Origin of the sequence: Pantoea sp. GM_Pan_3 (assembly GCF_026541045.1) — a bacterium.
In the GTDB taxonomy this organism is placed as follows: Bacteria; Pseudomonadota; Gammaproteobacteria; order Enterobacterales; family Enterobacteriaceae; genus Pantoea; species Pantoea anthophila.
The window spans coordinates 517,631-538,868 of sequence record NZ_JALNVA010000001.1 but is presented as its reverse complement, the minus strand read 5'-3'; the positions used below and the strand labels follow the sequence as shown (position 1 = coordinate 538,868).

Sequence of the window (21,238 nt, the reverse complement as noted above, 5' to 3'; positions counted from 1 at the left end):
CCCGCAGGCGGACAACATCGGGTCAGAACCCTAAGCTGTCCAGCAGGTCATCAACCTGATCCTGGTTCGCCACCACGCCCGGTGCATCGGCGTGGATCTGCGGCCCGTTCAGCAGGCTGGTGCCCTCCTGGCGCTTCTCTGCGCTGACTTCCGGCATGTTCTCCAGCAGCACCATCAACAGCTGGCGCTCAATCTCCTGGATGACATCCATCATGCGCTTGATTACCTGACCGGTCAGATCCTGGAAATCCTGCGCCATCATGATGGCCAGCAGCTGTTTGTTGGTGAAGGAGGTATGCTCTGGCACAGCGTCGAGGAATGCGCGCGTATCCGTCACCAACTCCCGCGCATCACCCAGTTCAATCGGGTTCTCAAACCACTCATCCCAACGCCCTTTCAGCTGAGTTGCCCCGGCTTCCATTTTATCCTGATGTGGCTGAGCTGCTTCAACACAGTTCAGCGCACGGTCGGCGGCCTGCGCCGTCATCTGCACCACGTAATCCAGACGGTCGCGGGCATCAGGAATAGCTTCAGCGGCATCGGCGATGGCTTTATCCAGCCCCAGCTCGCGCAGGCTGTCGCGCAGCATGCGGGTCAGAGACCCGATGCGACTGATGATGTCGTGTGCCGAGGCATCCATAGTTGGTTTCGGAAGGTCGCTCATCACATCTCCTTACATGCCCAGTTTTTCAAAAATTTTACCCAGCTTCTCTTCCAGGGTAGCGGCGGTGAAAGGCTTCACCACATATCCGCTGGCGCCTGCCTGAGCAGCAGCAATAATGTTCTCTTTCTTCGCTTCTGCGGTCACCATCAACACCGGCAGCGTGCTCATCGCCGCGTCGGCACGAATGGTCTGCAGCAGCTGCAGGCCATCCATGTTTGGCATGTTCCAGTCAGAAATGACGAAGTCAAAACCGCCTGCTTTCAGTTTGCCAAGGGCATCCACACCATCTTCTGCTTCTTCTACGTTATTGAAGCCCAGCTCTTTCAGCAGGTTACGGACAATACGACGCATCGTATTGAAGTCGTCTACTACCAAAAAGCGCATGTTTTTATCAGCCATATCTACTCCTGAGTTGTCTCGCCCGGCAGGACGGGCCTGTTAAATACGCAATGCCTGTCCGGCGCTAATTTTCGCCAGCATGTGCTGGCTGATGTTGCTTAAATCCACGACTTCATTCACACCGCCTGTGGCAATTGCCTCACGCGGCATGCCAAATACCACACAGCTGGCCTCGCTCTGGGCGATGGTCCAGGCTCCCGCCCGGTTCATCTCCAGCATCCCGGCGGCGCCGTCGTTGCCCATACCGGTGAGGATCACCCCCACCGCATTTCGTCCGGCGTTGATCGCCACCGATTTGAACAGCACATCCACCGACGGTTTGTGCCGGTTAACCGGCGGGCCGTCATTGAGCTTCACAACATAGTTGGCACCGCTTCGGGCCAGCTCCATATGCATCGCGCCTGGCGCGATATAGGCGTGACCCGGCAGAATACGCTCGCCATCTTCCGCCTCTTTCACCGTGATCTGACACAGCTTGTTCAGACGCTCGGCAAAGGAGCGGGTAAAGCCTGGCGGCATGTGCTGGGTAATCAGCAATGCCGGGCTGGTCGCCGGTAACGGCTGCAGCACATGACGGATCGCCTCGGTGCCGCCGGTAGAGGAGCCAATCGCAATCAGTTTCTCACTACTCAGCAGCGGCCCTGCTTTCAGCGTCACCGGGGCCGGCATCGCGGCGCGGTTATGCAGACGGGCACGGGCCGCGGCGCGGATCTTGTCGCCAATCATCTGGCTGTAAGCCAGCATCCCTTCGCGGATGCCGAGCTGGGGCTTGGTGACGAAATCGACCGCCCCCAGTTCCAGCGCCCGCAGCGTAATCTCGGAGCCTTTTCCGGTCAGCGAGGAGACCATCACGACCGGCATCGGGCGTAACCGCATCAGTTTTTCCAGGAAATCGAGGCCATCCATGCGCGGCATTTCCACATCCAGCGTCAGCACCTGCGGATTGAACTGCTTAATCAAATCGCGGGCGACCAGCGGATCCGGCGCCGTAGCGACCATCTCCATATCCGGATGACTGTTGATGATTTCCGTCATCAGTTGCCGCATCAGCGCAGAGTCATCTACGCACATCACGGTGATTTTGCTCATCATCTTTCCTTCGTCAGTCCATAGACGGTTTGTCCGCGCAGCCAGAACTCTTTACTGATCTGACTGAAGTTCTCTGAGTGACCGGCGAACAGAATGCCGCCCGGCTTCAGCAGCGGGACAAACCGACGCAGAATCTTCTCCTGCGTCTCTTTATCGAAATAGATCATCACATTGCGACAGAAAATGGCGTCAAACGGCCCCGGCAGCGCCCACTCGTTAGCCAGCAGGTTAAGCTGGGCGAACGTGACCAGGCCACTGAGCTCAGGGCGCGCCCGCACCATGCCTGCATGCGGCCCGGTTCCGCGCAGGAAGAAGCGCTGCATCTGCGCCGGTGACAGCGTGCGTAACTCTTCCTGGCGATAGACGCCGGAGACCGCTTTTTCCAGTACCTGGGTGTCGATATCGCTGGCGTGAACCTGAAATTTGCCGGGTCCGGTCCCCAGCGTTTCGGCCAGCGTCATGGCGATCGAATAGGGTTCTTCGCCGGTTGACGCCGCGGTGCTCCAGACGCTGAAATTGCCCTGACGCTTACGTGCATGCTCCGCCAGAATCGGGAAGTGATGCGCTTCACGGAAGAACGCGGTCAGGTTGGTTGTCAGGGCGTTAATAAACGCCTGCCACTCGGCACTGTTCGGGTCGGACTCCAGCAGCGCCAGGTAGCGACCAAAATCGTCGATGTTCAGCGTGCGCAGACGACGAACCAGACGGTTGTAAACCATCTCACGCTTGTGATCGGCCAGTACGATACCGGCACGCTGATAGATCAGCTGGCTGATACGGCGAAAATGCGCATCGGAGAGCGGCAGGCGCTGCACCATCTGTGACAGCAGCGTTGTCGTCTCATTTTGATCTAATATCGTCGATTTTTTCATCTCTGCACCTGGCCCGAACTGAATACATTAACTCTGCTGCGATGTCCGGCCGCGAAACGGCGGCCGGACGACGGGCGATTAAAAGGTTTCCCAGTTGTCGTCACTGCGCGCAGCAGACTGACGGCCAACGGCTAACGGCGCATCAAGCTGTAGGGTTTTTGTCGCCGTTGTCTTGTTAACGGCCTGAGCGACAAATTCTTTACCAATATTGAACACTGAAACCGCCTGTTTTAAGTGACTTGCCTGATCTTCGAGCGCCGCAGCGGCTGCCGCTGACTCTTCGACCAGTGAGGCGTTCTGCTGGGTCACGCGATCCATCTCGGTGACCGCCAGGCCAACCTGGTCGATACCGCGGCTCTGCTCGTCTGACGCAGAGGCGATTTCACCCATGATGTCGGTCACGCGGGTTACCGCGCTGACGATGTTGCTCATGGTGTCACCGGCGCTTTCTACCAGCACCGAGCCGGTATTCACGCGACTCACGGAATCTTCAATCAGGCCCTTGATCTCTCTTGCGGCCTGGGCGCTGCGCTGCGCCAGGCTGCGCACTTCACCGGCCACCACGGCAAAACCGCGCCCCTGTTCACCCGCACGGGCGGCTTCAACCGCCGCGTTCAGCGCCAGAATGTTGGTCTGGAAGGCGATACCGTCGATGACGCTGGTGATATCGGCAATTTTCTTCGAGCTGCCCGCAATCTCTTTCATGGTGGTGACCACGCCATCCACCACTTTGCCGCCCTGCTGCGCGGTTTCCGAGGCGGTCAGCGCCAGCTTGGACGCCTGACGGGCGTTTTCGGCGTTCTGCTTCACGGTGGCCGTCAGCTGCTCCATACTGGCCGCGGTCTGCTCCAGAGAGGCCGCCTGCTCTTCCGTACGCGAAGAGAGATCGTTGTTGCCGATAGCGATTTCGCTGGCACCGGTGTAGATGGCGTCAGAGCCATCACGCACGGTACGTACGGTACGTACCAGCTCCTGCTGCATGTGCTGCAGAGAGGTCAGTAACTCACCGATTTCGTTTCGCACGCTAATCTCTATCGGCTGAGTCAGATCGCCACGTGCAATGTGCTGGATATGTTCCATGCTCTGACGCAGCGGACGGATCAGCACCGAGCGCATCACATTCCAGACCAGGATAATCATCAGCAGCGTGACCGCCAGCGTGGCCACCACGATGGTGATAGAACGGGTATAGGCCTGCTGGTTAGCTTCGACACCCTGCTTCGCCAGGACCTGGTTGTACTCAAGCCAGGCGGTGTAATCTTTCTGGAACTTGTCCTGATAGCTCTGGGTTGGCTGATCGACAAAGCCTTTGAAGTTGCCGGTGGTGAAGAAGACCATCAGCTCCGCCAGCGCATCGTGATAGGCCTTGTAGTTCGCCTGCAGTGCCAGGACGTTTTCGGCCGTTTTGCCCTTCTCCGACAGGTTATCGTTGAAGATCTGATAGTTGATTTCCGCCTGTTTCAGCTCTTCACCCGCCAGTGCCACCAGCTCTTTCACGCTGGCACCCGATCCCGCCATCTGCGCATCCTGCAGAAAACGAATACCGGCGCGGTTGAGGGTGTTGCGCGCCTGAACAAGCGAAACCCATGAGGTGCCCATGGCCTGCTGCAGCGTATTCAGACGCTGGTTGTAGGCAAAGTTATCTTTATCTGAACTGACAGTTTTGAAGAACATTCCGCCGGAAAACAGCTGCAGCAGCGCAAACAGCGCCAGCACACACAGCAGGCCGGAAACAACGCGTACTCGACTAAACATAAACACCTCATTGGTTGCGATTCGTTTTGTTTATCGGCGCAACGTGAGGGAACTTTATGGATGGCGACGGCTTTACGCCGTCACCAGAGTCAAAGGAAGGAAAAATCAGGCGCGGGAAATTTTGAAAACGGAGACCGCCTGCATCAGTACGCTGGCCTGCTGCTCCAGTGCGGCGGCAGCGGCGGCCGACTCCTCAACCAGGGAGGCGTTCTGCTGCGTGACGCGATCCATCTCGGTCACCGCCTGTCCGACCTGCTCAATACCGCGGCTCTGCTCATCCGATGCCGAGGCGATTTCGCCCATGATGTCGGTGACGCGGGTGACCGCCCCGACGATCTCGCTCATGGTGCTGCCGGCGCTTTCCACCTGCAGTGAACCACTGTTGACGCGCGTCACGGAATCTTCGATCAGGCCTTTAATCTCTTTGGCGGCCTGTGCGCTGCGCTGCGCCAGGCTGCGGACTTCACCGGCCACGACCGCAAAACCGCGCCCCTGTTCACCGGCTCGCGCCGCTTCCACGGCGGCGTTCAGCGCCAGGATGTTCGTCTGGAAGGCGATGCCATCGATCACGCTGATGATGTCAGCAATTTTCTTCGAGCTGCCGGCGATCTCTTTCATGGTGCTGACGACACCATCGACCACTTTTCCGCCCTGCTGCGCGGTTTCCGAGGCGGTCAGCGCCAGCTGAGAGGCCTGGCGGGCGTTGTCCGCATTCTGCTTCACGGTGGCGGTCAGCTGTTCCATGCTGGCTGCGGTCTGCTCCAGCGAGGCGGCCTGCTCTTCGGTGCGGGCCGACAGATCGTTGTTACCGGCCGCGATTTCGCTGGCGCCGGTAAAGATGGCATCAGAGCCGTCGCGCACATTGCCGACCGTCATCACCAGTGACTGCTGCATCTCATGGATGCCTGCGGCCAGCTGGCTCATCTCGTTGCGGCCTTCAACCACAATCGGCTGTGTCAGATCGCCAGACGCGATAGCGCGAATCTGGGTCAGCAGCTGGTGCAGCGGCTGAATCAGCACCTGACGCAGGCCAAACCAGCAGGCGACGATCACGGCAATGACCGTAACGCCAATCGCGCCCAGCAGCCACATCATCTGGGTAAAGGCACGCTGATTCTGCGCCATGCCCTGATCGGAAAGCTCAGTCTGACGTTCACGCCATGCGCTGTAACTCTCCTGCATGGAAACCTGCTTCTGCTCGATGTTCTGTTTGAACATCCCTTCCAGATCGCGGGCCTGCAGGCTCGCCACCATCCCCTTCAGCCCTTTTTCATATTGCGCATAATCCGCTTCGAGTCTGTCACGCAGCGCCACTTCCAGGCCCGGCGTGGCAGGCAGATCGTAGTAGATTTTGAAGTGACGATCGGCTTCCGCTAACTGACTGTTAGCGCGGTTCATCAGATCATCCAGCTGACCGCCGTTCATCTGCGCCGCCATGCTGGTCTGCAACCGCAGCATGGCACGGTTCAGTGTGGTGCGGCTGTTGTTCAGAGAGATATAGGCATCCGTCATCGAGGTGACGTTGCGGTTAGAGACCTGCGACAGTGCAAAAGCCGCTTTGTCATTGTTCAGAGCGGACCAGAAAAGGCTGCCAGACATTAACTGGAGCGCGCCAAAGATAACCAGTACGGCGATTAAACTGGTCACCACTTTTATTTTTTTTAACATCTCGTTCCCCTGCAGGTTGATTAAGGTGCAGCGGCTATATCGGCGTGATTACGGGATTAATTAACGCTTTTCGGCACCTGAAGACCGAAAATGGCTTTTGTAATTATTTTTATCAGTGCAGGGCTATCAGTTTGACTTTAGTCAGAAAAATCACGGAGGGCGCTGCGCAGCCCGCAGGATGCGCAGCGTTAAATCGCACGGATCGCCAGTGCGTTTCACTGGCGTGTGGCGTTCTGTCAGCGGTCAGAAGGTTTCCCAGTGGGTGTCACTGACCGGTGCCGTCAGGGCTTTGCGTGAGACCGGCAGCGCGGTCACGGGGGCGGCGATCGGCACATGCTTCGTCAGGGTCTGTGGGGCAGCGTCGCGTCTGATTTTAAACAGCGATACGGACTGGCTTAACCGGCTGGCCTGATCTTCCAGCGAGGCCGCCGCGGCCGCAGACTCCTCTACCAGCGAGGCGTTCTGCTGGGTGACACGATCCATTTCGGTGACCGCCTCCCCCACCTGATCAATTCCCCGACTCTGCTCATCAGAGGCCGAGGCGATTTCGCCCATGATGTCGGTGACGCGGGTCACCGCGCTGACGATATCGTTCATGGTTTCACCGGCGGTGCCGACCAGCTGTGAGCCAATGCTGACCCGGTTGACCGAGTCGTCGATCAGCCCTTTGATCTCTTTGGCCGCCTGGGCGCTGCGCTGCGCCAGGTTGCGCACTTCCCCTGCCACCACCGCAAATCCGCGTCCCTGTTCACCGGCGCGGGCCGCTTCCACGGCGGCGTTCAGCGCCAGAATGTTGGTCTGGAAAGCGATGCCATCAATCACGCTGGTGATGTCGGCAATCTTCTTCGAGCTGCCGGCGATTTCACTCATGGTTTTCACCACCCCATCCACCACGCTGCCGCCTTTTTCTGCGGTTTGCGAGGCACTGAGCGCCAGCTGTGACGCCTGACGGGCGTTTTCGGCGTTCTGTTTCACGGTGGCGGTCAGCTGCTCCATGCTGGCTGCGGTCTGCTCCAGTGAGGCGGCCTGCTGTTCCGTCCGGGCGGAGAGATCATTATTCCCGGCGGAGATCTCACTGGCACCAGTGAAAATCGCATCTGAGCCATCGCGCACCTGGCTGACGGTACGCACCAGCGACTGCTGCATCTCATGCAGACTGGCGGCAAGCTGCGTCATCTCGTTGCGCCCTTGCACGACGATGGTGTGGGTTAAATCACCCCCGGCGATATGCCGGATGTGATCGATGCTCTCGTTCAGCGGCGTCAGAACGATTTTACGCAGTCCGGACCAGCAGAGCAGAATCACCGCCAGCACGGCGACCAGAATCGTGCCCAGGATCCACATCATCCGGCTGTAGGCCACGCTGTTCGCCTCTGCGCCCAGCGAAGCCAGGCGATTCTGATCGGCACGCCACTCGCGATAGAGGGTTAAAAAGGCACTCTGACTGGGGGCGACCGGAATTTTACCGGCGGCGGTGAGATCGCCCGCCTGCAGCGCCGTCTGCATGGCACCCAGCGCCCCGGCATAATCCGCGTAGCGCTGGTCGAGCTGGCTGTTAAGTTGCTGATTCTGTCCCGGAGTGTCCGGTGTCTCTTTGAACAGCCGGTAAAAGCCCTCTGCCGACTGCTGGAATCCTTTGCTCTCTTCAAACAGCCCCGCGACGTCGGCAGTTTTGCCCTCCAGTTTGCTGGTGGCGAAACGTAACTGAACACGCGTCAGCAGGACCCGGCTCTGGTTCAGGCTGAGATAGGCGTCGTTCAGTGCCTCAGTATTTTTGGCCGCAAGCTGGGAGACCGCGAAACTCTGCTTGTCGTGGCTCAGCGCGGAGTAGAAAACAGAACCGGAGATGGCCTGTAAAAGCCCAAATACCAGCAACACCAGCAACAGACTGGTGACAACACGGATTTTCGTTAACATGATTAACCCTGAAAAAAGTAAGTGATTTGAGGTGACGTCTGAAGTATCGGCAGGAGGAGGCAAAAAATCAGAGGGGGAGACGTGTTTATTATCTGAACAGAAAGGGATAATTACCGGTGAGAATGATCACGGGCCGGTTAAGACCGGCCCGTGATAAAGACATTACGCGCGCAGGTTATCGACCAGCGCCATCTCGTCACTGCTCAGCAGCTTCTCGATGTCGACCAGAATCAGCATACGCTCGCCGAGCGCACCCAGACCGGTCAGGTATTCGGTAGACATGGTGACCGCGAACTCCGGGGAAGGACGGATCTGATCCTGGGTCAGCGACAGCACATCAGAGACGCCGTCAACCACAATGCCGACCACGCGGTTTTCCAGATTCAGCACGATGACCACGGTGTTGTCATTGTACTCCACATCGGGCTGTGCAAACTTCACGCGCAGATCGATGATCGGCACGATAACGCCGCGCAGGTTGGTTACACCACGGATAAAGTCAGGGGTGTTTGCGATACGGGTAACCTGATCGTAACCGCGGATCTCCTGCACTTTAAGGATATCGATGCCGTACTCTTCGTCGCCCAGCGTGAAAACCAGGAACTCCTGACCTACGGTTTCGCCAGCAATTTTTGTCACGGTTGCCATTCCATTCATGTTATTTACCTTTTCGTTTTCAATCAGGCGGCAGCGCCGGCCACACGTTTTTCACGGTTCAGAGATTGCAGGGCGGAGACATCGACAATCAGCGCGACGCTACCGTCACCCAGAATGGTCGCGGCAGAGATGCCCGGCACCTTGCGATAGTTGCTCTCCAGATTCTTCACCACCACCTGATGCTGACCAATCAGCTGATCGACCAGCAGCGCATAGCGTTTGCCCGCGCTCTGCAGGATCACGACGATGCCCTGCGTGGCTTCCGTTTTCGCGCCCTGCACATCAAAGACGTTCCACAGTTCAACCAGCGGCAGATATTCACCACGCACTTCCAGCACGCACTCGCCACCCGCCAGCGGCTTCAGCTCTTCGGCGCGCGGTTGCAGCGACTCCATCACCGCATTCAGCGGCAGAATGAAGACTTCGTCGGCCACACGAACGGACATGCCGTCGAGGATGGCCAGCGTCAGAGGCAGCAGGATGCGAATGGTGGTGCCTTTGCCCTGCTTCGAGGCGATTTCGACGTGACCGCCCATCTCCTGAATATTTCGTTTCACCACGTCCATACCGACGCCGCGTCCGGAAACATCTGTCACCTGCTCTGCGGTGGAGAAGCCTGGCGCAAAGATCAGCATGCCGACCTCTTCATCGCTCATGTTCTCGCTGACCGGCAGACCGGATGAGAGCGCTTTAGCCAGAATACGTTCACGGTTAAGGCCGGCACCATCGTCGGAGACTTCGATACAGATGTTGCCGCCCTGGTGTTCCGCGGAGAGCGTCAGGTTACCGGTCGCAACCTTGCCAGCCGCCACGCGTTTCTCAGGCGTTTCGATACCGTGGTCCAGGCTGTTACGCACCAGGTGCGTTAACGGGTCGATGATGCGCTCAATCAGGCTCTTATCGAGTTCGGTCGAGCTGCCCAGCAGGGTCAGTTCAACCTCTTTGCCGAGCTTGCTGGCCAGGTCACGCACCAGACGCGGGAAGCGGCTGAAGACATATTCCATTGGCATCATACGAATCGACATCACCGATTCCTGCAGATCGCGGGCATTACGCTCCAACTGACCCATGCTGTTCAGCAGGTCGCCATGCGCGACCGGGTCCAGCTCGCCGGAACGCTGCGCCAGCATGGACTGGGTGATCACCAGCTCGCCCACCAGGTTGATCAGCTGATCAACCTTCTCTACCGCCACGCGGATACTGGTGGATTCGCTTGATTTGGCCGGGGCCGCGGCGCGCTTGCTTTCACGCTTCGCCGGTGCCACCGGCAGTTCGGTGACGCTGGCCGTGTGGACTTCTTCCACCACGGGCGCGGCAACCGCCGCCACCGGTGCGGCAACGGCGTCGTCCGCCTCCGGGAAGCGGATCTGTGCTTCGTCGATGACGAAGCAGAGCACCGCCACGATGTCATCTTTGCCCACGCCATCGATGCAGACATCCAGCGTGGTGCTGCCTTTCTGCACGTTGGTCAGGGTGCCGAGATTGCCCATCTCTTCCAGCATCAGATCGACTTCTTTCTCTTTGAGATCGATCAGCTGAACACGCAGGCCACTGCTGCTGGTGCTGGTGCTGGTGCTGACAGGTTCTTCACTGACAGGCACCACGCTGACCGGCAGTTCTGCCGGCAGACCTTTAGCCTCCAGCGCCAGCTGGCGCAGTGCTTCACAGATATATTTGAAGCTTTCCGCGTTCGGCTCCTGCGCGGTTTTATATGCATCGAGCTGTTCCTGCATAATATCTTTGGTTTCCAAAAACAGGTTGATGATGTCGGTGCTGAGCTGCATCTCGCCGCGACGAGCACCATCCAGAATGTTTTCCAGGATGTGAGTCGTTTCCTGTAATACCGTAAAACCAAAGGTTCCGGCCCCACCCTTAATGGAGTGAGCGGCACGGAAGATGGCGTTGAGCTGTTCAGAATCTGGCTCCTGCGGGTCAAGGCCCAGCAGGTGTTGTTCCATATCCGCTAATAGCTCATCGGCTTCATCAAAAAACGTCTGGTAAAAATCGCTGATGTCCATACTCACGGGAATCACCTCGGCTGTGAGGGGGCTGCTGTATTCACCGCGCTGCCCTGGGGTGCTGGCGGTGCGGTAATTTTTTCAATGGCCGCCGGATCGCTGATCTGGACGGCATCACTTTCTGCGTTCTCTTTTTCTATTGCCGCTTCGGTGTCATGGTTCAACACCAGCAGGCTGATGCGGCGGTTCACTGCATCATTCCCGCCGCGATTTTTCAGGCGCATGGTGTCGGCCATACCCAACACCCGCAAAACTTTGCCGCTGTCCAGGCCACCCATCACCAGTTCACGGCGGGAGGCGTTAGCGCGGTCGGTCGAGAGTTCCCAGTTGCTGTAGCCTTTGTCGCCGCCGGCATACTGGAAGTCATCGGTATGTCCGGCCAGGCTGATGCGGTTCGGGATGTCATTGAGGATCGGCGCTATCGCACGCAGAATGTCGCGCATATAAGGCTCCACCTCGGCACTGCCGGTCTTAAACATCGGGCGATTCTGGCTGTCGATAATCTGAATACGCAGCCCCTCTTCCACCATGTTAATAATCAGATGCGGACGCAGCGTTTTCAGACGCGGATCGGCCTCAATCATCTGATCGAGCTTCTCCCGCAGCCGGTTGAGACGGATCTCATCCAGCTGACGTTTCTGCGCATCCATATCGACCTTTTTGTTCACTTCACCGATCTTTTTCGTCGGATCATCCCCGCCGCCGGGGATCGGGCTTTCGCTGTCGCTGCTGCGCTGCCCGCCGGTGATCGCCACCTTCAGTGGCGTTTTAAAGTAGTCTGCTATCTGCACCAGCTGCTGCGGGTTTGCGATCGACAGCAGCCACATCACCATAAAAAAGGCCATCATCGCCGTCATAAAGTCGGCGTAGGCAATCTTCCACGAACCGTGGCTGCCTTCATGGCCTTTATGTTTGCGCTTTTTGATCAGCACAATTGGGCGATTGCCGTGTTTCATGAAGCCTCGTCCGAAGTCTGTTTAGCCGGGTTTTTAGCGTTACGCACATGCTCTTCCAGTTCGCTGAACGACGGGCGCTCGGCGGAATAGAGCGTCTTACGACCAAACTCCACCGCAATCTGCGGGGCATAACCGTTCAGGCTCGACAGCAGCGTCACCTTGATGCACTGCATCATCTTGGTGGTTTCCGCACACTTCTGACGCAGAACGGATGACAGTGGAGAGATAAATCCGTAGGCCAGCAAAATGCCCAGGAAGGTTCCCACCATCGCATGGGCCACCAGTGCACCCAGTTCCGCCGCCGGACGGTCGGCCGAAGCCAGTGCGTGCACCACGCCCATGACCGCTGCCACGATACCGAATGCCGGCAGTCCGTCACCCACCGCCGCTATACTCTGCGCTGGTACGTCACACTCATGTTCGTAAGTCTCAATCTCTTCATCCATCAACGCTTCAATTTCAAAGGCGTTCATGTTGCCGCTGACCATCAGACGCAGATAGTCAGTAATGAAATCGACTAACTGTTTATCGGCAAGAATGCGGGGATAATTAGCAAAAATTTCACTCTGGCTGGGATCTTCGATATCGCGTTCCAGCGATAACATCCCCTGCTGACGCGATTTGGCCATCAGACGATAAAGCAGCGCCATCAGATCCATGTAAACCGCTTTGTTGTACTTTGAGCCGCGAAATAACAGCGGCAGCGCTTTCATGGTCTTTTTAATCGACTTGCCGTTGTTGCCGACTAAAAAAGCACCGGCACCCGCGCCGCCGATCATTAATAATTCGGCTGGCTGATAAAGCGCGCCCAGATGGCCACCGACCAGTGCATATCCGCCCAACACGGAGCCTAAAACAACCAGGTAACCTATAATTATCAGCACAAAAAATCCTTACGTCCGTAACGTGTTGGTGGAAGTTAAGCCAGAGAGCCGCAGGCGTTATTCTCAAACCGGAAGCAAAAAAAAAGCAGCGGTATTAACCGCTGCTGGATGGCTTCCACAGTGCGAACAAACTTAAACGGCGTGTTTAACCTGTTCATCCAGCAGTTGTGGAAACATATCGGCAGATTCTGCAGAAAGTTTACGTCTTTTTACGGCACGTGATGGTGGCTGGCACAGGCTGCAGGTAAAGCTGCCAACCGGCTGATGTGCATGGTTAATAAAGCTGCCATTGCAGCATTTGCAGTCAGCCAGTTCCAGCATGCCACTTTCAACAAATCGGACCAGGGTCCAGGCGCGGGTCAGCGCCAACAGCGGGCCCTCGTCCGATTGCGGACACTGCTCAAGGTATAACCGGTAGGCTTTGATGACGGCATCGACGCCACTGCACAGGCCGGTTTTCAGCAAAAATTTCCAGGCGTTACAGAACATGGAAGCGTGGATATTCTGCTCCCAGGTCATGAACCAGTCCGTGGAGAACGGCAGCATGCCTTTTGGCGGCGGGCTGCCACGCAGTTCTTTATAGAGCTTGATCAGGCGACCCCGGCTCAGCTGGGTTTCGCTCTCTAACATCTGTAAGCGTGCACCTAACGAAATCAACTCCATTGCGAGCTGAATGTCACGCGCTTCCTGAACAATACTTTTCTCACTCATGACATTGCTCTCTTTTTAGCAGGCAGATCTTCTTTAGACGCATTACGCAGTAAACGGCTGGATAATAAAATGCCGGTATGAATCTGCTGTAAATCATCCACGCGGGATTCCTGCGTCAGGCGATTAATCGTGCTGCTGTCGGTAAAACGAAACTGGCAAACCAGCTGATTGGTTTCCGCCATTTTTACCATTTCAGGCAATGTTAATTCTGATAATGCATTCGCCATTTTTTCGTCAATGCCGAGGCGAAACATTGCAGAAGCTTTATCCTGGTTAATTAAACGCTGCGCAAGCAGTAAATAAGACAAGTTGAGATCGTAAATATGTTTCAGTACTTCAGAGGTGCCCATTATTTTCCATCCTGAGAGATGCGACGTAACTGTATCGCAGAATAAGATCTGCGGTTCGAGCTGCTGTTTGATAAATCAAAAGATGGCAAAAAAATTTCACATAAATTTGATGTCACTGTTTTTCGCCTTCTGTTTTTTGTGAGTTTCAGACCCACCGAAGGTCGAAAATCCATGCCATTTTATTTTCGAGTTCCGGACATCTTCCGTGACGCCTTCTTACTTTTTTTAGGACTATTCCGAAAACAACGCAAATCTATATCGTCTGATTTCGGGTTACAACGACAGCCAGGAGAAATTTTAGATAAAGTGTGACGCAGATCACACTTTTAAGGCAAATTTCTTCAGCAACCCTTTACCATTGCTTATCGAGTGGTCATTTTTTGAGCAAAAAAGAGCGATTTTAAGTCCAATTTGTCCTGAGAAAGGTTTAATAGGGGGTAAAAGCAGCGTTATTCGACGGTTTGCGCAGTCCGGAATGAATAATGGGTGTTAATCGTTTTAACACCCTATTTAGAACCATTTAAAGATGAGTAATCAGCATTTTATGCTGAAATACAGGGCGGGTATTTGCTGTGAAATTAGTTACTTAAGGGGAGCAACGCTGCGGGTATGTAAATAAATCGTCAGGGTATAACGGCTGTGAGAAGGCCTTCTGACAACCTGGCGTTAACAGTGACAAGGGGTCGCTAAGGAACCGGCACCTGATGTAACAAGGGTTTACATAAGAAAGCCGAATGAGTTGAGGGGTACGCATACGATGGCACTATGAGTATCGGCACGTCGGGCTAAAACTTGAGTTAAAAAGGTAAAGAAAGCGGATAAGCCCCACAGCGCGGGATTTCTGCGTGGGTTGCATTTATCGGGCCAGCCTCACGCCCTGATCGGCCTGCCAGACGAAATGCGCCGAAAACGGCGTATCAGACAAGTTGTGGTGCTTGCGGAAAGGTTTGAAAAGCGGTGGGACGAAAAACGGCGGCGATATCGCAGGGATATCGCCGCCGTTGTTAATGAGGTCAGGCGAGTTTCGGGAAGGTCGCGACCTTATTATCGGTGCCGTGGTCAGCGCTGCGCGGGGAAATGGCTTCCAGGTCTTTCAGGAAGTTTTCACGCCAGGCGGTAATATCGTTCTTACGCAATACCGCCATCATGTCGTTGTAGCGCGAGATCCTTTCCGTCCGCGGCATGGTAATCGCTTTGTCCAGTGCCGCCGCCACTTCATCGCGGTCATAAGGGTTCACGATTAACGCTGAGGTCAGCTCGTTGGCGGCCCCGGCAAAGCGGGAGAGCACCAGAACGCCGGGATCGTCCGGGTCCTGAGCGGCGACATACTCTTTAGCCACCAGGTTCATCCCGTCACGCAGCGGCGTGACCAGGCCGACGTCAGTCAGGCGGAAGATTTTCATCAGCAGGCGACGGTCAAAATGCTGGTTAAGGTAGTAAAGTGGGGTCCAGCCCAGCGTGCCGTACTTACCGTTGATACGCCCGGCTTCGGTCTCCAGCTGATGACGGATATCCTGATACGCCTGCACATCGCCGCGCGAAGTCGGTGCAATCTGCGAGTAGCGGATTTTGCCGCGGTGCTGCGGGAAGTTCTCCAGCAGCGCTTCGTAAGCCAGAAAACGCTCCGGCAGACCTTTGGAATAGTCGAGACGCTCACAGGCGATAATGTTGCGCGCATCGCCCAGCTCTTTTTTCATCGCTGCCATTTTTGGCGGCAGAGGTCCTTCGGCCATCTCTTTAATACTGTCCGGCTCAATCCCGATAGGGTAAACCTCAGTCATAAAGGTATTGCCAAAGGCGCGATGCTTTTTATCGCCCTTATTCTGCAACTGCGTTAGCTGGCTGACGCTGTCGAGGAAGGCCACGCGGTCAGATTCGGTCTGGAAGCCGAGCAGATCATACTCGCACAGCATCTCCAGCAGCTCTTTATGCGGCGGCAGTGCATTGAATATTTCCGGGGTCGGGAACGGAATATGCAGGAAGAAACCAATGCGGTTATTAATGCCCGCGCGGCGCAGCGCGGCGGCAAACGGTAAAAAGTGATAATCGTGGATCCAGACAATATCATCAGGCTTAATCAGCGGTTTCAGACGCTGCGCAACCATATCGTTTACGTCACAATACCCTTCCCAGGCTTCACGCTGGAACTGCACCAGGTCGAGACGATAATGGAAAGCGGGCCAGATGACGGTATTGGAGAACTGGCAATAGTAGAGATCATATTCGTTCTGGTTAAGCGGGAAGGAGGCATACTCAATGCCCTCATGTTCCTGAACGCTGACCTGCTCCTCTTCTTCACCAGAAAACTCGCTGATTTCACCGTTCCAGCCAAACCACAATCCACCCGTGCTTTTCAGGGCATCAAGGATGCCGACGGCCAAACCGCCTGCGCTGGTTTTAGACCCATCTGGCATGGCGACACGGTTAGATACAACCACTAAACGACTCATAACCTAAACTCCTTACCGACGTTGTCTTGCTCTAATAGTAATAATGTTTTTTCCAGCCAGCCGTAAACCGCATCGACATCAGTAAGCCGATAATGGGCCTGGCTGGAACCTTCACCGACCTTAATCGAGATGCCCTGCTGCGCGTTAACCGCCACAAAGCCCTTCTCGTCGGTCAAATCGTCACCGATAAAAACGGGGGTACGTCCGGCAAACGGGGCCTGCTGCATAAGGTCGCTGATCGCAGCGCCCTTATCGATGCCTGCCGGTTTAATTTCAACGACACATTTCCCCGGCTGCAGTGCCAGTCCGGGAAAACGCTTCACGGACTGTTCGGCCAGTCGCATCACATCCTGCTCATGCTGCATCGCCTGGCGATAGTGGAGCGCAAAGGCCATGCCTTTTACCTCCAGCTGCGTACCAGGCCAGCCTGCCATGGCATCCTGCAGTTCCTGCCGGAGCGCCTGCTCGACCTCGGCGGGCAGGCTGATGCGATGCAGTTCACCCTGCGCATTGCGGCGCTCTGCACCATGGACGCCCGCAGCGGGTCCGTGCCAGGGCGCGGCCAGCGCATCAAGCTGTGCAATGGGTCTGCCGGAAACCAGCGCGAGGGCGCCCTGACAATGGTCAGAAAGCTGTTGCAGTTGCGCGATGACCTGCTGAGGAATGAATACCGCTTCGGGACGGGACTGTATCGCTGCCAGCGTGCCGTCGACATCAAAAAAGAAGGCGTACTGTCCGCTGCGTAATGCCGGATACGTGGGATGTGTCTCTTCCACCTGGGTCACGTCACTTCTCCTGAAAATCAGATTTAATAAAACATTGAGTTGAAACAAGAATGTCCTGACGCAGTCAGGTCAGCAAGCGGGAAATTCTGATAAAGCGGTGATTGAGGGGTAAAGCTGGGTGAATAGATAGGTCACTCTCCTCAAACGTGCAAACGCGTTGCTGACAATACTGACTCACTGAGAACATCTTCAGATTAAGTGTAGACATTAATAGGGGTAATGCCAGAAAGATGCACTTTTCATGCCAGCCGCTGCGGTTAAGTAAGCAGAAAAGTAGCCCAGACAGGGGGTGTGCTGTTTCCCCCGCTGCCCCGCAGGGCCAGTGCTGGCCGGAGCTGCGGCCGTTTCGCTTCGGGGATCCGGCGGCCTGAAACGAAGCTTAAGCTTCTTAAGGTATTCCTAATATTGAAAGCGCACTCTCAGCACACTTTCTTTTCCTCGGGTGCCTGCACACATGGCGTTTACACTGAAGAGGCCGCTGATTAGCCGCCTGACTCTGCTCCTCCTGGCGGCGATCTATATCGCGGTTTTCCTTAATCTGGTCTATTACCGTCAGGTGCTGGCGGTGATGCCGCTGACGAGCCTGCATACCACGCTGGTGTTTTTATCCATGCCGCTGGTCGCCTTCAGCGTCATCAATATCGTGCTTACGCTGGCCTCATTTTTCTGGCTGGATCGCCTGCTGGCGGCGCTCTTTATTCTGCTCTCCGCGTCGGCGCAGTATTTTATCCATACCTACAACATCGTGATCGATCGCTCGATGATCACCAACATGATGGATACCACCGCCTCCGAGTCTTTTGCCCTGCTGACACCGCAGCTGCTCCTCACCCTGCTCACCTCAGGCGTGCTGATGGCGCTGATGATGTTCTGGCCGCGGATAAAACGGCAGCAGTGGCGCGGGGTGCTGGCACGCCTGCTCAGCATTGTGCTGTCAGCGGCGCTGATCGCGCTGATCGCCCTGCTCTTCTATAAGGATTACGCCTCGCTGTTCCGCAACAACCGCGAGCTGGTCAAAGCGCTGAGCCCCTCTAACAGCATCGCCGCCACGCTCTCCTGGTATAAGCATCATGAGTTGCAGAATGTGCCGCTGGTACGGATCGGTGAAGATGCCCATCTGAACGCCAGCCACAGCCGGGGCAAACCGAACCTGACGATTGTGGTGCTGGGTGAAACCTCACGCGCGCAGAATTTCTCGCTGGGCGGCTATGACCGGCTGACCAATCCCCTGCTGGCGAAAGATGATGTGATTTACTTCCCGCACACCACCTCATGCGGAACGGCCACGGCGGTGTCCGTGCCCTGTATGTTTTCCAACATGCCGCGTGCCCACTATGATGATGTGCTGGCGGCCCATGAAGAGGGGGTGCTGGATGTCATTCAGCGCGCCGGGGTCAGCGTGTTGTGGAATGAGAATGACGGTGGCTGTAAGGGAGCCTGCGATCGGGTGCCGCATCAGGATATGACCAGCCTGAATCTGCCCGGCATGTGTATTGAGGGCGAATGTTATGATGACGTGCTGTTCCATGGCCTGGATGAGTACATCAGCCAGCTAAAAGGCAACGCGATTATCGTTCTGCACACCATCGGCAGTCATGGCCCGACCTACAGCCATCGCTACCCGCCACAGTTCCGTCAGTTTGAGCCGACCTGTGACACGAATCAGATTCAGGACTGTTCACAGCAGCAGTTGATCAACACCTACGACAATACGCTGCTCAATGTGGATCACATCGTGGATAAGGCGATTGGCGTGCTGCGTGCGCATCAGGATCGCTTTACCACCAGCCTGGTCTATCTCTCTGACCACGGCGAGTCGCTGGGAGAAAACGGGGCTTACCTGCATGGCCTGCCCTATGCGATAGCGCCCGATACGCAGAAGCATGTGCCGCTGCTGATCTGGCTCTCCCCGGATTATCAGCAGCGTTATGCGGTTAACCGCACCTGCCTGAATAAACTGGCGGCGACAGACGATTTCTCACAGGATAATCTGTTCTCAACGCTGCTGGGATTAACCGGCACCGCAACCCACGAATATGTGCCTGCGGATGATATTTTGACATCGTGTCGGAGCCAACACGAATGAAGATACTGATAGTGGAAGATGACGCCCTGCTGCTGCAGGGTCTGATACTGGCGCTGGAAGGTGAAGGTTATGTCTGCGATGGCGTCACCAGCGTTCGGGATGCGGAAGCGCATTATGCCAGCGGCCTCTACAGTCTGGTGGTGCTGGATCTCGGCCTGCCGGACGAGGATGGACTGCACTTCCTGATCCGTCTGCGGCGGCAGAAGAAGATGACCCCGGTCCTGATCCTCACCGCCCGCGACACCATCAGCGAACGCATTGCCGGACTGGACGCGGGTGCCGATGATTATCTGATCAAACCGTTCTCGCTGGATGAGCTGCTGGCGCGCATCCGTGCGCTGATCCGCCGCCACGTCAATCAGGGCGACAGTCAGGTCAGAGTGGGCGCGCTGGCGCTGGATATGACCCACCGTCAGATCACGCTCAGCGATGAGCTGCTGGATCTCACCCCCAAAGAGTTTGCGATCCTGTCACGGCTGATGCTGAAGGCCGGCAATCCGGTTCACCGCGAAATTCTCTACCAGGATATCTATAACTGGGAGACCGAGCCGTCGACCAATACGCTGGAAGTTCATATTCATAATCTGCGCGACAAAATCGGCAAAAGCGCCATCCGCACCGTACGCGGATTTGGTTATGCGCTGGTCACGCAGGAGACCCCGCGCGAGGCAACATGACAGGACGATTCGATCACCGCAGTATGCGCTTTCGCCTGATCCTGACCATCGGCCTGATCCTGCTGGTCTTTCAGGTGATCAGCGTGGTCTGGCTCTGGCATGAGAGTAAAGAGCAGATTCAGTTTCTGGTGGAAGCGCAGCTGCAGAAGCGCAACATGGACAGCCACGTCAAGCGCGAAGTCCATGAAGCGGTCGCCAGCCTGGCGGTGCCGAGCCTGGTGATGATTACGCTGACGCTGCTGCTCTGCTACCAGGCGGTGAAATGGATCACCCGGCCGCTCTATCAGCTACAGCGTGAGCTGGAAAGTCGGGGTGAAGATAATCTCCACCCCATCACCTGCCACAGTCAGGTTCATGAAATCGAGGCGGTCACCCTGGCGATCAATCAGCTGGTGGCGCGCCTTAACACCAGCCTGGAGCGTGAACGTCTGTTCACCGCCGATGTGGCGCATGAGCTGCGCACGCCGCTGGCCGGCTTACGGCTGCATCTGGAGTTAATCGAGCGCAACAGCGATGTGAAAGTGCAGCCACTGGTGCAGCGACTGGATCAGATGACGCACAGCGTCTCGCAGCTTTTAAGTCTGGCACGCGCCGGCCAGTCCTTTACCTCCGGCACCTACCAGAACGTGGGACTGATTGCAGATGTGATCCTGCCGATGGAGGCGGAGCTGAGTATCATGCTGGAGGCGCATCAGCAGACGCTGCTGCTCGATCTGCCGGAGGAGCAGTTTGTGCGCGGGGATGCGACGCTGCTGAAGATGCTGCTGCGCAACCTGGTCGAGAATGCCCATCGCTACAGCCCGGACAACAGTACGATCACCGTCCAGCTGCTCGCGTCTCCGCAACCGATGCTGGTGGTGGAAGATCAGGGGCCGGGCATTGATGAGAGTAAAAGTGGTGAGCTGAGTAAAGCGTTTATCCGCATGGACAGTCGCTACGGCGGCATCGGACTTGGGCTGAGCATTGTCAGCCGTATCGTCCAGTTACACCGGTTTCAGTTTTTTCTGGAGAACCGCCGGGACAGAAGCGGTTGCCGGGCCGTGGTCAGATGTTAGGCGCTGAACCAGGCACTGAGGAACAGAATAAGGGTCGCTGCGGTAATCAGCAGGGCAGCATATTCACTCAGCGGACGCGGAGCCGCAACGGGCAGGGAAGCAGACACAGTTTTCATAGTAACCTCCTCAACAGGAGCCGCCAGTATCGCGACTGCAGATTAAGGAAACATTAAGATCGCGGCGCGGGCGAAAAAATATTCGCGCTGCCCGCCCTCGCCCCTCTGCCTTACCCCCTGCTGCATGCG

General features: G+C 56.4%; 18 protein-coding genes. 3 read left to right on the top strand and 15 right to left on the bottom strand.

The genetic code is table 11. The annotated features are described in order from the left end of the window. Positions 1 to 22: 22 nt before the first annotated feature. The 15 genes from cheZ to otsB form a co-directional block, all read right to left on the bottom strand. Positions 23 to 664: a protein phosphatase CheZ gene (cheZ, locus tag OXR04_RS02440; protein WP_009089682.1), complete on the bottom strand. Its 642-nt coding sequence runs from the start codon at positions 662 to 664 to the stop codon at positions 23 to 25. A gap of 9 nt (positions 665 to 673) precedes the next feature. After that, positions 674 to 1,063 (bottom strand): chemotaxis response regulator CheY, encoded by a 390-nt coding sequence (gene cheY, locus OXR04_RS02435; protein WP_003849158.1) that lies wholly within the window; start codon positions 1,061 to 1,063, stop codon positions 674 to 676. 39 nt (positions 1,064 to 1,102) lie between these two features. Next, entirely contained in the window at positions 1,103 to 2,152 is a 1,050-nt protein-coding gene (locus tag OXR04_RS02430; protein ID WP_009089678.1) for a chemotaxis response regulator protein-glutamate methylesterase, read from the bottom strand. Beyond that, positions 2,152 to 3,024, bottom strand: a complete 873-nt coding sequence (gene cheR / locus OXR04_RS02425; RefSeq protein WP_009089677.1) for a protein-glutamate O-methyltransferase CheR — start codon at positions 3,022 to 3,024, stop codon at positions 2,152 to 2,154. Before cheR ends, OXR04_RS02430 begins: the two co-directional genes overlap by 1 nt. Before the next feature lie 78 nt (positions 3,025 to 3,102). Beyond that, a complete protein-coding gene (locus OXR04_RS02420) occupies positions 3,103 to 4,779 on the bottom strand; it encodes a methyl-accepting chemotaxis protein (protein WP_046102009.1) in 1,677 nt (558 codons plus the stop codon). 105 nt (positions 4,780 to 4,884) lie between these two features. Further along, positions 4,885 to 6,447, bottom strand: coding sequence for a methyl-accepting chemotaxis protein (locus tag OXR04_RS02415; protein ID WP_267369171.1), 1,563 nt, complete (start codon positions 6,445 to 6,447; stop codon positions 4,885 to 4,887). 243 nt (positions 6,448 to 6,690) lie between these two features. After that, complete coding sequence (locus tag OXR04_RS02410; RefSeq protein WP_267369170.1) at positions 6,691 to 8,364, bottom strand: methyl-accepting chemotaxis protein; 1,674 nt, start codon at positions 8,362 to 8,364, stop codon at positions 6,691 to 6,693. Between the two features lie 162 nt (positions 8,365 to 8,526). Next, the gene (gene cheW, locus OXR04_RS02405; RefSeq protein WP_009089670.1) at positions 8,527 to 9,021 is read right to left on the bottom strand and encodes a chemotaxis protein CheW; all 495 of its coding nucleotides are present in this window, start codon (positions 9,019 to 9,021) and stop codon (positions 8,527 to 8,529) included. Positions 9,022 to 9,044: 23 nt separating this feature from the next. Next, positions 9,045 to 11,039 carry a chemotaxis protein CheA gene (gene cheA / locus OXR04_RS02400; RefSeq protein WP_267369543.1) on the bottom strand — a complete coding sequence of 665 codons (1,995 nt, stop codon included), beginning with the start codon at positions 11,037 to 11,039 and terminating at the stop codon, positions 9,045 to 9,047. A gap of 11 nt (positions 11,040 to 11,050) precedes the next feature. Then, positions 11,051 to 11,995, bottom strand: coding sequence for a flagellar motor protein MotB (gene motB / locus OXR04_RS02395; protein ID WP_009089667.1), 945 nt, complete (start codon positions 11,993 to 11,995; stop codon positions 11,051 to 11,053). Continuing rightward, positions 11,992 to 12,879, bottom strand: coding sequence for a flagellar motor stator protein MotA (gene motA, locus OXR04_RS02390; RefSeq protein WP_009089665.1), 888 nt, complete (start codon positions 12,877 to 12,879; stop codon positions 11,992 to 11,994). Before motA ends, motB begins: the two co-directional genes overlap by 4 nt. Positions 12,880 to 13,011: 132 nt before the next feature. After that, entirely contained in the window at positions 13,012 to 13,590 is a 579-nt protein-coding gene (gene flhC, locus OXR04_RS02385) for a flagellar transcriptional regulator FlhC (RefSeq protein WP_009089663.1), read from the bottom strand. Next, a complete protein-coding gene (flhD, locus tag OXR04_RS02380; RefSeq protein WP_009089661.1) occupies positions 13,587 to 13,940 on the bottom strand; it encodes a flagellar transcriptional regulator FlhD in 354 nt (117 codons plus the stop codon). Before flhD ends, flhC begins: the two co-directional genes overlap by 4 nt. A 1,013-nt stretch (positions 13,941 to 14,953) precedes the next feature. After that, positions 14,954 to 16,390 carry an alpha,alpha-trehalose-phosphate synthase gene (otsA, locus tag OXR04_RS02375; protein ID WP_009089660.1) on the bottom strand — a complete coding sequence of 479 codons (1,437 nt, stop codon included), beginning with the start codon at positions 16,388 to 16,390 and terminating at the stop codon, positions 14,954 to 14,956. Further along, complete coding sequence (gene otsB, locus OXR04_RS02370; protein WP_009089658.1) at positions 16,387 to 17,175, bottom strand: trehalose-phosphatase; 789 nt, start codon at positions 17,173 to 17,175, stop codon at positions 16,387 to 16,389. Before otsB ends, otsA begins: the two co-directional genes overlap by 4 nt. Before the next feature lie 454 nt (positions 17,176 to 17,629). On the opposite strand from otsB, the gene eptA reads away from it, so the two are divergent. The 3 genes from eptA to pmrB are packed head-to-tail and all read left to right on the top strand — an operon-like array spanning position 17,630 to position 20,993. Further along, positions 17,630 to 19,261, top strand: coding sequence for a phosphoethanolamine transferase EptA (eptA, locus tag OXR04_RS02365; protein WP_058958340.1), 1,632 nt, complete (start codon positions 17,630 to 17,632; stop codon positions 19,259 to 19,261). Continuing rightward, entirely contained in the window at positions 19,258 to 19,938 is a 681-nt protein-coding gene (gene pmrA, locus OXR04_RS02360; protein WP_009089654.1) for a two-component system response regulator PmrA, read from the top strand. The genes eptA and pmrA overlap by 4 nt, the downstream gene beginning before the upstream one ends. Next, on the top strand, positions 19,935 to 20,993 hold the full coding sequence (gene pmrB, locus OXR04_RS02355; RefSeq protein WP_009089652.1) for a two-component system sensor histidine kinase PmrB: 1,059 nt from the start codon (positions 19,935 to 19,937) through the stop codon (positions 20,991 to 20,993). The genes pmrA and pmrB overlap by 4 nt, the downstream gene beginning before the upstream one ends. Positions 20,994 to 21,238 lie beyond the last annotated feature (245 nt).